The organism is Pyxidicoccus sp. MSG2 (genome assembly GCF_026626705.1).
Taxonomy (GTDB): Bacteria; Myxococcota; Myxococcia; order Myxococcales; family Myxococcaceae; genus Myxococcus.
Genome location: NZ_JAPNKC010000001.1, coordinates 5,108,494 through 5,120,610 on the forward strand (window position 1 = coordinate 5,108,494; position 12,117 = coordinate 5,120,610).

The window sequence follows — 12,117 nt, forward strand, 5'->3', positions numbered from 1 at the left end:
GCCCAGCCTACCGCTTCGAGACTTCGTGCGACGCCACCCAGCGGCGGGCCTCGTCCAAATCCCTCCGGGCGTACTGGCCGAGCTGCGTGTAGCCCTCCACGGCCTGCTGGGCCAGCGTCATGGCGCGGGGCCGCTCCGCGGGCTTCACCTTCCACAGCGCCTGCGCGAGCGCGAAGCGCAGCCACGAGGACTCCGCGTCGCTCCACCCCAGCGGGGCCAGCACGCGCGCTGCCTCCTCCAGTTCCTTCAGCGCACGGTCGGGCTTGTTCAGCGCCAGCAGCGTCAGGCCCAGGCCCGTGCGCGGGTGGACGGTGGCGGCGTGCTCCGCGCCCAGCGTGCGCACCTTGCGCGCGAGCGCGGCGGTCAGCATCGGCAGTGCCTCGCGGGGACGCTTGCGGTGCAGGAGCAGCAGGCGCCCCACGTCCTCCTCCATCGTGTGCAGCGCCAGGTCCTCCGGCGGGAGCACCTTGCGCTGGAGGGCCAGTCCTTCCTGGTAGTGCGCCAGCGCCGCGTCCTCGCGCTCCAGGCGCTCCTCCGCGTCGGCGAGCGCACGCAGCGCCTCGATGGACTCCAGGCTCTCCGGGCCGAAGACGCGGCGCATTCCCTCCAGCGCCTGGCCGTGGAGCGCCAGGGCCTTGTCCGGCTCACCCGTCAGCTCGTGGATGGTGGCCAGGTCGTTGAGCATCAGCAGCGTCTGCCGGTTGTCCGGGCCGAGCGTGTCCCGCCGCAGCGCGTACGAGCGCTCCATCCACTGGAGGGCCTCTTTGTAGCGGCCCTGCTCCTTCGCGACGATGCCCAGGTTGGCGAGCGTGGAAGCCAGCAGCGGATGCTGGGGGCCCAGCCGCTCCTCGGTGATGGCGAGCGCGCGCTGGTAGAGCGGCATGGCCTCGTCGTAGCGGGCCTGCCGCACGCGGGCCATGCCCAGGTTGTTGAGCACCTTGGCGGTGTCCACGTGGGTGGGGCCCAGCACGCGCTCGCGCAGGGCCAGGGCGCGCGTGTAGTGCGTCACCGCCAGCTCGTAGTTGTCCTCACGGAAGGCGAGGATGCCCTCGTGGCTGGCCAGCTTTCCCTCCAGCTCGGGCGAGCCACCCATGCGCTCCAGCAGCGAGTGGGCCAGGCGGGCCCAGAGGTGCGCCTCGGAGAACCAGTCACGCTCGCTGCTGAGACCGCCCACCAGGTCCGTGGCCACCTGCACGGCGACCTCGTCGTGACGGCCAGCGGTGGCGGCGGCCATGGCGTCCGTCCACGCAGTCATGGAGTCGTCGGTGTGGCTCAGCCGCTGGTGCGCCCAGCCGAGGACGTGGAGGGCCTCGGCCTCCAGCGGGCGGTAACCGAGTGCACGCGCCGCGTCCGCGGCAGCCTTCGCGGCGGGGAGCGCTGGCTGGTAGCGGCCCGAGTCCAGCAACGCCTGCGCCTTCGCGAGGTCCCCGCGCACGGCCTCCACCTTCGCGCGCAGGGCCGGGTCCTCCGCGAGTGGCACCGGGGCAGCCAGCGCCTCCACGTTGGCGCAGCCGGACACGCTTCGCAGCGCATCCACCGCCTCCGTGCTGCGCTTCACCAGGTCCGCGTCCGCGCGCGTGAGCTCCGCGGTGAGCGCGTCCACGGCGCGCAGGCGGCGGTCCAGGCACGCCATGCGCAGCGCGAGGTGTGCCTCGGGCTGCGCACCGCTGACGCGCGTGGCCTCGCACGCCTGCTGGTGCATGGTGCTCCACTGCGTGCCGTACGCATCCAGCGCCTTCGCCACCTGCGTGAAGGCCCCATCCGCGCCCGGGGCGCCGCTGCCGGTGAAGGCCTTCTCCACGGCGGCCCGCTGCGACGGGCTCCACACGTGGGCGAACAACTCGGGCGCACCGACGCACGGCTGCGCTTGCGGCTTCGACACCGTCACCGCGACGCCCGCGGCCAGCGCCACCCCCCCGAGCACCGCCGCCGCACCGCCCAGCCACTTGCGGCGCGCGGCGGACGGGTCCTTGCCGAGCGCGTCCAGCAGCGCGTCCATGGAGGGGAAGCGTGCCTCGGGCGACACGGAGAGTCCGCGCACCAGCAGGCGGTGCACCCAGCCAGGCACGTTGGGGTGCGCGGGCGGCGCCAGGTCGGGACGCTCTGCGACGATGGCGCCTTCCTTCGCGCGCGCGGTGTCGAGCAGCGTGACGGCCATGCGCCGCAGCGTGCCCTCCTCGAAGGGGCGCTTTCCGGCGAGCGCCTCGTACACGGAGACGCAGTAGCTGAACTGGTCCGAGCGCGCATCCGCGGGCCGCCCCGCGTACTGCTCCGGAGCCATGTACGCGGGCGTGCCCACCATGGCGCCGGTGACGGTGAGGGGCGCGTCCTCGCCGGGAGGCAGCGCGTCCGGCACGGGGACGGTGGGCGCCTCGGAGGCATCGCTCTCGCGTGCGATGCCGAAGTCCGTCACCCAGACGCCGCCCTCGGTGCCGAGGAGGACGTTGTCCGGCTTGAAGTCGCGGTGCACGAGCCCGGCCGCATGCGCGGCGGCGAGTCCGCGTCCCATGGACAGACAGATGGGCAGCACCTGGCGGAAGGGACGCGGGCCCTTCTTCAGCCACTGGCGCAGGTTGCCGCCATCCACCTTCGCCATGGCGAGGAAGACGCGCCCGTCATGCGTGCCCACGTCGTGCACGGTGAGCACGTTGGGATGGGACAGGCGGGCCATGGACTGCGCCTCGCGCATCAGCCGCAGCGCGCGCGTGTCGCGGGACTCGCCGGGGAGCTGGCGCTCGTGGAGCACCTTGATGGCCACGGTGCGGCGGAGCTCGGGGTCGAACGCCTCGAAGACCTCGCCCATGCCGCCACGGCCGAGACGTGACAGGAGCACGTAGCGGCCCACGCGCGTGTGGTGCAGCGGCGTGCCGCCCGTGGTGTGTGAGCCGTCATCGCGGCCACCCGTGCCGTAGCCCGCTGCCGGGGGATGGCCGTCGTCCGAACGGCCCGTGCCATCCTGTCTGCCCGTGCCTTGACCCGCGGCCAGGGGATGACCGTCGTCCGAGCGGCCCGCGCCGTCCTGTCCACCCGTGTCGGGGTGACCGGTGCCGTAGCCACCCGCGTCCGCGTGGCCCTGCTCCGTTTCCTGAGTATCCCGCGAGTTCGAGGTCATCGGGTTCATCCTATCCCGAGGTCTGGGAGGGCTCCGAAAGGGGCCCCGGCGGCGACGTTGGCGGTGGACGCTCGGTCTGCCGGCGGGCAGCCGAGGCGGCGCGAACGTTGTCGCAGGCAAGGTCCACGGTCCGAGAACGCACGGGCCCGCCGGGTACTCAATCAAGGCGCGGAAAGAGGCTGCCTCGTTCGGGCGGCGCCCCAGCGGAGACGACAAGGGCCGGGCCCCAGGAGAGGTCCAGCCCATCGTCTTCCGACGTCAAAGTCAGAGGGAGCCCAGCTGTATCAGCACCAGGTGCTCAATGCCTTGCGGCAGTCACGGCAGGTGGGCCTGGCACCCGGCAGGGAGTGGCGAGGAGACCCGGGCGCCGCCCGGGTCAGGTGCTCGCCGGAGGATGGCTGTCAGTCAGCGCAGAGGTTGCCGCAATGGGGCGGAGTATCACCGTAGCCGAGACAGCACGTCTGACCGTACGGGAGACATGGAGTCGAGTCGGGCCAGGAGCAAGGACGGACGCACGTAGTGCCGACGCACACCCAGCCAGGAGAACACGGGTTGAGCCTGCACGAGGGCAGTTCATCCTCCCGGGACACGAACGGGTCATCCATCTCTGGCTCGGCGGCGACGCCGCAGCCCGTAAGCATCGTTCCTACCGCCAACATCACCCAAACAAGCTTATGCATGCATGGCTCCCCGTGAATGTCGCGAGTTCTGCGAGGGGCACACTAGTAGCTCGGCACAGAGGTTTTGAAGGGTTCAGGCGGCAGCGGCGGCGGCCGCCTGGGCCTGGGGGTACGCGCGCCCGAGTTTGGTGCGGGCGCCCTCGACCGTGAAGCGCCAGCGGACCCGAGCCCGCTCCTTGTTTCGCATCCGCTCCCATCGGGCCACCTCCCGCTTCAGGGTGGCCTTGTTGGCAATTCGTCTGTCCAAGCATTGGCGGTTGAGCACGCCTATTTCAATCTCCACCATGTTCAGCCAGCTGGCGTGTTTGGGGACGAAGTGGAACTCCAGCTTCTTCAGAATCCTCCTGGCCTCCTGCGGCGGGAAGGCTTCGTAGAGGGCGCCGGGGCTGTGCGTGGAAAGGTTGTCGAGCACCACTCGGATGGTTTCTGCCTCCGGGTAGTGCACGTCCACCAGCGCGCGCATTTGCGCCGCGAAGTCCTTGGCGGTCCGCTGGTCTGAGACTTCGACGTGGCGCCAGGGACGGTGCACGTCCAGAAAGACGAAGAGGTTGGCCGTCCCGTTGCGCTGGTACTCGTAGTCGTAACGGCGGGGCTTGCCGGGCATGGCCGGCAGGGGCGTACGGACTTCTCCAATCAGCTGGGTGGGCGTCTCGTCGAAGCACACCACCGGCCTCTTGGCGTCTGGTGGCTCGGCGTAGAGTTCCAGCACGTCCTCCATTCGGGCGACGTACTCGGCGTCCACTTTCGGAATGCACCACATGCGCTGCTGCCAGGGCTTGAGTTCGCTCTCCTCCAGCCGTCGTCGGACCGTTTCCCGCGACAGCTCCTCGTGCTCGGTCAGCCGCACCAGCTCATCGGCCAGCAACTGGAGCGTCCACCGCGCACGCCCCTTCGGTGGACTCGAGCAGGCGGTGGCCACCAGCAGCGCCTCCTGCTTGCCCGTCAGCTTGCGCGAGGCCCCCGGCCGCTGCCTCTCGTGCAGGGCGTGCTCCACGCCTCCTTCTACAAACCGCCGCTTGACTCGGTACACTGTCGAGGCGCCCACCCGGACACTCCTGGCGATCTGCTCGTCGGTGACTCCGGCATGGGTTGCCAGCAGAATCTGCGCACGCTTGACGTGGCGCACCCGCTCCGTACCGCCACTCACCAGGGCCTCCAACTCTGACTTCTCCTCGGCGGCCAGGGTGACGAGGTAACGTACATTCATGCGCTCCGACTCCGTGAAAGGGGGAGTCGGACTACCTCGCTGCCGCCGTGTCGATTCCCTCCGCCGCCCCGCCCTTTACCGAGCTTCAAGGCCAATACCTGGCCTTCATCTACGCCTACACCAAGCTCAACCGGCGCCCTCCCGCGGAGGCCGACATGCAGCGCTATTTCGGCACCACTCCGCCCACCGTTCACCGCATGGTGCTGGAGCTTGAACGCCGAGGGCTCATCCGGCGCAGCGCCGGACAGGCCCGCAGCATCGAACTGCTGCTGGCCCCGGAACGCCTGCCCGTCCTCCGCTGAGCAGGTCCAAGGCCAATCGGTCAGAACCTCTGTGCCGAGGTACTAGTCGAGGTGGCCTCAGAAGCGACAAGCGCATGAGGTGGCAAAGTCCCTCAACTCAATATCAATAGGATGGGTGCAAGGACGGAAGCGCCCTCGGGACAAGTGTTCTTCATCAGGGTCGAGACAGGGCCAACGTTCCTTCCACCACGCGGGCGCCCGGGCGCCACCCGCGGCCTGCCTCAGGCCGGGACGAGCGGCTCCCCGGCGGAATGAACGTTCCTTCCGTGAACGCCAGCTCCGGCACAGACAGCCTGCATCCGCGTCCTGCGACCTCAGGCCGGGAGGCCCTGCGCCTGACGGATCTCCTCCCAGAGCGCCCCGTGGTGCTGCTTCAGGTACGCGAGGATGGCGCCGATGGGCGTGCCCACGTTGACCCAGGCCGTCTTGCGCCCCTGGTACTCCACGTCATCCACGTCCACCGAGGCGCGGTGGAGGGCGACGACGCGCCACGCATCATCGAGCACTGGAGAGCCCGAGGAGCCCTGCTCGGTGTCGGTGAAGTAGCGCAGCTCGGTGGTTCCCACGTGGGTGACGAGGTTGTTGCGACAGGCAATCATCTTCGGCCGGCCACGCGGGTGCTGGATGATGTTGACCGGGCTGTGCTTCTCCACGGGCTCGGTGCGCAGCGGGAGGAACCGCCGGGCCGTCTGCGGTGCCGCGAGCCGCAGCAGCGCGAAGTCGAGCGCCTTGTCCACGGCCTCCAGCTTCGTCACCTTCGACTCGTCGACGGGCGCGGTGGTGTGGTCGTAGTCGAACTCGAGCACCGTCCCGCCGGCCTGCAGGTCCAGGTCCGAGCGCGGCGCGTCCGCCTCTCCATCAATCCGCGCGTTGACGACGTGGTGGTTGGTGAGCACGAGGTCCGGCGTCACCAGCCACGCGGTGCCCATGACCCGATACGGGTCGCCATTGGAGAGAGCGCGCTTCGTCCCCGAGTCGTAGCGGGGCACGAGGGCCCGCGCGACACAGCGCCCCGCGCTCTGTCCTCCGAGGAGGAAGCCGAAGGGCAGCATGTCGTTCTCATGGACGATGCGCTCCTTCCGCTCGGGAAGTTGCTCGCGGGCGATGACGGGGCCCGCGGGCACATGGCTGGTGATGGCCGCGAGGGTGTTGGTGAAGGTCTTCGCCGCGGGAGTCGGGCCGGCGAAGGTCGCGGCGTTGCGCAGCCATGAGGCCATGGGCACGCTGCCGTCCGTCAGCTCCGGCGTGGTGTTGAGCTTGTCCAGCGTGAGCTTGAGCTGGGCGATGGGGTGCGGGACGTAGGGAATCGTCCCGACGAAGTACGGATTCATCCCGCTCAGGAGCGCCTGGAGTGACGCCGGATTCGCCAGGTTGGCCTTGATGGCCTCCTGCATCAGCGCGTCGAGCTGCTCATCGGTGAGGAGCTTGGAGAGCGTCTTCATGTCAGGTCCTCCTCAGGACATCAGCTCCAGCAGGAAGCCCAGGGGGCCGAAGCTCATGCCCTCTGGCGGCTTGAGGGTGGGGCCTGCTTCCCCCTGGAATGCACTCCGGTACGGCCCTGCCATCACCTCCGGGGACAGCAGTCGCGCCAGCGGCTCGGCGATGGCAGCGCCGCGCTCCGCTCCTGAGGAAGTCACCAGGACGCGAGGCCCTCTCGGAGAGGCAGCCACCACCGGTACCACCGGCCCGGCGGCATCCCAGAAGTCACGCACCAGGCGCGCAATGCGGCTCCAGTTCTCGAGCTCCGCCATCATCGAGCGCAGTGTTCCGAACGACTCACCGGGCTGCATCGACAGTTCCTCGCGCAGCAGGTCCAGCGCGCGCAGGAAGAGCCGAGGCGCCTTATGCAGGTCATCCGTCGACAGCCGCAACAGCAGACCCGCCAGCTTCTTCGCCACATCCAGGTGGAACGAAGTGCCGTTGCCGCGCATCCGCCAGAGCTGCACGCTGGCCATCAGGGGCAGGACGCGCGCGGGCTCGCAGACGCGCTCCGCCGCGTATCGGTCCGCGTCCTCCAGGAGTTTCACCGCGCCGGGCAGTTCCTGGCGGGCGGCGACCAGCAGCGCCCTCAGCAGGAGCAGCTTCAACACGATGACGGAGTCCGCGGCCCAGCCCGCGCTGTCGAGCCCCTCCTCGATGAGCCGCTCCGCCTCGTCCCGATGTCCCAGCAGGATGTGCACGCGGGCCTCGATGACGTAGAGCACGCTGCCCGGAGTCCGCTCCCGCCGCTCACGCAGGACTTCGAGCGCCCACTGTGGCTCGCCCTTGAGCAGCAGGTCCTTGAGCCTGCGGACCACGTGCCGCTCCCAGTCCACGAGCTGGGCCTGCTCCCAGACCTTCTTCGGCAGGTCCACGCCCAGGAAGGAGCAGGCGTAGGCCTGGACCTCGGCGGGCAGTTCCTCCAGCGACGAGCGCAGGTACGGCTCCACGCCCGGCATCCACCGGGGGTCGATTTCCTCGCGTGACTGGCCACAGGCCATGCGGTGATACAGCTCCTCGGCGCGGCTCACGACGTCTTGCTGTTGCGCGTAGTAACGCACCGCCTCGTCATGAATGGCGGCGACCTTCGCGGGTTGGTCCACGCGCAGCGGCTCCAGCATCACGCGGCGCACGTCGGGCCGGTGATACAGCGCGCCGTCGGGCCCGAGCGAGACGAGGGACACCTCCCGCTGGAGCTGCTCGAACAGCGCCAGGGCCTGTTCGAACGTCAGCTCCCCGAGCCCGCATGGCTCGGCGAGCACCTCCTGGATGACCTCGGGCGTGAGCCGGCGGACGATGAGCCCCGGGTGCGCGAGCTTGCGCACCGTGGGGTCATGCACGTGCTCCAGCACGCGCCGGTAGAGCTGTCCCTGGACCACGGCCTCGCGCGCGGCGAAGAAGAAGAGCCTCCGCGTCTTCAGGTTGCGCAGTCCCCCTGCCTCGGCGCCCTCCTTGCGCGCGACCTCCGCCGCCAGCTTCAGGCTGAGCGGGTTGCCACCCACCTGCGCATGGAGCCCCCGGCGAAGCGCCTCATCACCCACGCCGCTCGCTTCGAGCAGCGACAGGGCGGAGGCCTCGTCCAGCTCCTTGAGGACCAGCTCCGTGGCCTTCAGTCGGGGCTCCGGTGCCCGGCCCGACAGGACGACCCGTAGCTGGGGATAGCCGCGGCGGAGCACCCCGAGCAATTGCTCCAGCTCCCGAATCAGGTCCGTGCTCCGGTACTGGACCTCCTCGAAGGTGTCGAGCAGCAGGAGGAAGGGCCCGCCCTGCTCCGCCCAGCGGTTCAGCACCTGCGTCATCAGCAGCGCCCCGAACTCCTCCGCCAGGGGAACCCAGATGTCACGGGCGCTCCTGCGCGTCCCGTCCGTCCTGCGCTGGCGCTCCTCGCCCAACGCCTTGCGGCACCGGGCCTCGAAGGCGGAGAGCGCCTCCAGTGAGTCCGGGTACTGCAGGGCGAGCTGACGGCTGGCCTCCAGCAACAGCGTCGCGGGCTTGTCGAGGCTGAGCTGGGGATTGTCGAAGTCGAGATAGGCGAACGGGACGGCGCTGTGGTGCTCCAGCACGAACCGGGCGAGCAGCGCCGACTTGCCCATGCCTCCAGGTCCATGGATGAGCAGGGTGGTGCCGTCCCCCATTCCCACGATGCGCCGCGCGTAACTCGACAGCGTCTTGGTCACGGACGAGTCCAGGACGCCCACGTGGACACGGAGCGTCTCCAGCTCGTCCTGACGTCCACGGAAGGTGTCCCCCGCCAGCTTCCGGAAGGGCGCCAGCAGGCGGGCATTCGCCAGGCGCTGGCTCAGGATGGCCTCCAGCCGGGTGGTGCGCTCCGGCCCTTCCACCTGGGGCCCCAGCCAGCGCACCACCTGGAGCAGGCGCGTCACGCGGTCCACATCCTCCGGAGGGACGGGAAGCTTGTCGGTGAGCTTGACCTTGGAGTTGAGCTTGAGAGACGACCACGTGAACTCCATTTCAGGCAGCGGCCCTGTCTCCAGATAGCGCGAGATGAGCTCCTGCAACGGGTCTGGCGCTTCCACGGGGTTGCAGCGGAGGGCTTCCCGCAGCGCGAAGTGCGAACCCAGCCGTGCGATGGCCTCACGTCGTACAGGCTCCTTCAACATCCAACGCGCGGGGCTGGCTGTCCCCGTCACCACCTCGCAGTCGTTCATCAGCCATCGGAGCGCGCCGCCCGGCCCCACCGCTCTGCTCATGGGCTGCAGCGTCTGCGGGTCGAACGTGCTCAGCACGCACGCCGCCATCCGGTAGCTCCACCGCTCCAGAGGAACCTCCTCCTCCGCGGCCTCCTCCTGGAGCGCCTGGAGCATCGCGCGCCGACGCGCCACCTCCTGCCGCGACAGCGGTTCGCTAGAGCTCACGCGTCACCTCCAGGACTGCCTTCGCCACGGCGGCCTGCCACTGCTCGTCGGCGGGCGTCACGGTGAGCTTCGAGAAGACCTTCGCCACGGCCTTGTCGATGTTGTCCTGCGAGGGGTCCGGGTGGACGCGCAGGAAGAACTTCTCCACGTCCGGCTTCTGGATGGAGTCCAGGTTGTCTTCGTCGAAGCCGTAGGGCAGGTCCGCGAGCAACTCCTTGTCGTAGTCGATGAGCACGAGGCGCCCGTCGACATGGTGGAGGTTCGACGTCAGGGCATCCGCCAGGAAGTAGATGAACGCATGCGTCTCCCGGGGCGCATTCCGGAGCCCATCCAGGAAGAGGCAGAAGGCCATGGAGCGCCGGCCCAGCTCATTGATGACCCAGGTGGCCAGGTCATGCGCCCTCCGGTTGTCCGAGCTGTGCTGCGCGGGCATCTGACCCACGTTGCCGTCCACCACGGCCACGATGCCGCGAGCCACCTCGTCCGGCGTGTAGCTCTCCGGCTGCCCCCCTACGGTGGAGAACCACACCGGCGCGAAGCCCGAGCACGCGGCCTTGAGGTGGGTGACATACAGCTTGGAGTACGACTTGCCGGACTTCGGGCGCCCGTTGACCACGAGCAACCGCCGCGTGGGGTTGCGCGCGACGAAGTCCTGGAGCACCTGCCGGAAGTTCCACCGGTTGATGAAGGGCTTGCGCATGAGCAGGCACTGCCCATACGGGTCCGTCTGGACGAGGGTGTCCTTCTTCTTCCGCAGGTCCGCCAGGATGGCCGCCACCTCCGGGTAGATGCGCAGCTCTGGCCGGTCCAGCAGCTTGAGCAGCAGCGGCTGGGGCCCGCTCAGGCCGTCCTTCTCACAGAACCGGAGCAGCTCCTCTATCTGCTCCTTGTTCGTGAGCACGGTGTTGAGGCTGTCCCGGAGGTCATTGCCCATCCACGCGCCAATGAGGGCAAGTGCGTGGCCACCGGTCAGTTCCTGGATGCGTCGGAAGACGACATCCCGCTGCGTGGGTTCCAGGAGCAACATGCCGTCCGTTCCTCCCTACCTGCCATCCACGACGACCTTCGTGGGCTCCGGCAGCGTCTGCTTGAAGAGGAGCTCCTTCTTGCCGTCCCCGTCCCCGAGGACGGTGAGCACCACCGGCTCCTTGCTCACGTCCACGGTGGCCAGCTCCAGCTTCACGAACACCGCGCCGTCCTGCGCCGCCACGCCGCGCGTCCAGCCCAGCACCTTCTCACCCTGGCGCACCTGCAGCTCCACGGGCGTGTGCGGCTTCAGCGCCGAGCCGAGCGCCTCCAGCGTCAGCCTCCCATTCGGCGTGAAGGAGAACGCCGTGCCCAGCGAGGGCTCCGGACGCGCGACGGGCACGGGCGCAACGAGGCCGGTCAGCACATGGACGCCCGCGTCCTTCTCCGCGACGGCCGTGCCCTGGCCCCGCGTGTACGTCGCCAACTCCCACGGACCGTCCTTCGCTTCCAGCTTCGCCACCTCCAGCGTCAGCTCACCGGTGCCATCCGCCTTCACCGTCTGCGAGCCCTCCAGCAGCACCGCCTGCGGCGCGCCCTGCTTGCGAATCCTCGCGCCGAAGACGTCACCGGGCTTCATCGCGGTGGCCTTCAGCACGGCGCTCAGCTTCCCGCTGGCATCCCGTGTGTAGCTCGTCGCCACCTGTGCCACCGGCGCGCTGGAGAACAGCGCCCCCAGCGCCGGGGCCGCACCGGCGAACGCCAACGCCGCCGCGAAGCAGGCCGAGGCGTACTTGAGCTGCCCGCTGCGCTCCGTCGCCCGCTCCTCGAGCGCCTTGAGCATGCTGCTCGGGCTGTCCGGGTTGAAGGTCTTCAGGGCCGGCGTCTTCATGCGCGCGGCGGACGCCATGCTGAGGCCCAGCAACGCCAGGGCAATGGTGAAGAAGAACTGCGAGCCCGCCTTCACCTGGTCGTGCACGGTGTACGCGTAGAAGCCCACCAGCGTGGTGAAGAAGGCCGTGCCTCCGAAGAGCCACGTGCCGAAGGCCTCCAGCCGCTCGGCGGACTTCTGGGGCTCGAACAGGGCCCGCAGCTTGTCGAGCGCCGCGGCCTCCGTGTCGAGGATGGGGCGGCCCTTCATCTCCGCCTCCGTCCGCCGGAGGTCGAACATCTGCCGCGTCTTGCAGTACGGGCAGATGACGTCGACATCGAGGATGCGCGGCTTCGCGGGAGCCTGGGCACGCGCCTCCGCCTCCGGGTCAAAGACTTCCAGGACGGAGGCAGCCGTCTTGCCCGCCGCCACGGTGACCAGCTCGGTCAGGTCCGGACTCGGACAGGTGCTCGTTGCACACAGCCACTTCGTCGTCATGCCAGGCCCCCCAGGTCGGCGCGCGCGACAGCATAGCCGCGCGCGACATCCGAGCGCACATGGAGGGGCCCTGCCAACGAGTCACGCGTGCCCCAGCGGTGCGACTCCTTGCGGCACGGCGTTGAA

At 69.5% G+C, this 12,117-nt stretch carries 7 protein-coding genes; 1 reads left to right on the top strand and 6 read right to left on the bottom strand.

Going from position 1 to position 12,117, the window contains the following annotated elements:
• Positions 1 to 7: 7 nt before the first annotated feature.
• The gene (locus OV427_RS19825; RefSeq protein ID WP_267857691.1) at positions 8 to 3,112 is read right to left on the bottom strand and encodes a serine/threonine-protein kinase; all 3,105 of its coding nucleotides are present in this window, start codon (positions 3,110 to 3,112) and stop codon (positions 8 to 10) included.
• A 753-nt stretch (positions 3,113 to 3,865) separates the two neighbouring features.
• A complete protein-coding gene (locus OV427_RS19830) occupies positions 3,866 to 4,999 on the bottom strand; it encodes an IS630 family transposase (protein WP_267857692.1) in 1,134 nt (377 codons plus the stop codon).
• A 47-nt stretch (positions 5,000 to 5,046) separates the two neighbouring features.
• On the opposite strand from OV427_RS19830, the gene OV427_RS19835 reads away from it, so the two are divergent.
• Entirely contained in the window at positions 5,047 to 5,301 is a 255-nt protein-coding gene (locus tag OV427_RS19835; protein ID WP_267857693.1) for a LexA family protein, read from the top strand.
• Positions 5,302 to 5,615: 314 nt separating this feature from the next.
• On the opposite strand, the gene OV427_RS19840 is transcribed toward OV427_RS19835, so the two are convergent.
• From OV427_RS19840 to OV427_RS19855, 4 genes are read right to left on the bottom strand one after another with little or no spacing between them, the layout of a single operon-like run.
• A complete protein-coding gene (locus OV427_RS19840; RefSeq protein ID WP_267857694.1) occupies positions 5,616 to 6,743 on the bottom strand; it encodes a trypsin-like peptidase domain-containing protein in 1,128 nt (375 codons plus the stop codon).
• Positions 6,744 to 6,755: 12 nt separating this feature from the next.
• Complete coding sequence (locus tag OV427_RS19845) at positions 6,756 to 9,656, bottom strand: ATP-binding protein (protein WP_267857695.1); 2,901 nt, start codon at positions 9,654 to 9,656, stop codon at positions 6,756 to 6,758.
• Positions 9,646 to 10,683, bottom strand: coding sequence for a hypothetical protein (locus OV427_RS19850; protein WP_267857696.1), 1,038 nt, complete (start codon positions 10,681 to 10,683; stop codon positions 9,646 to 9,648). Before OV427_RS19850 ends, OV427_RS19845 begins: the two co-directional genes overlap by 11 nt.
• A 15-nt stretch (positions 10,684 to 10,698) precedes the next feature.
• On the bottom strand, positions 10,699 to 11,991 hold the full coding sequence (locus OV427_RS19855) for a hypothetical protein (protein ID WP_267857697.1): 1,293 nt from the start codon (positions 11,989 to 11,991) through the stop codon (positions 10,699 to 10,701).
• Between the last annotated feature and the right edge of the window lie 126 nt (positions 11,992 to 12,117).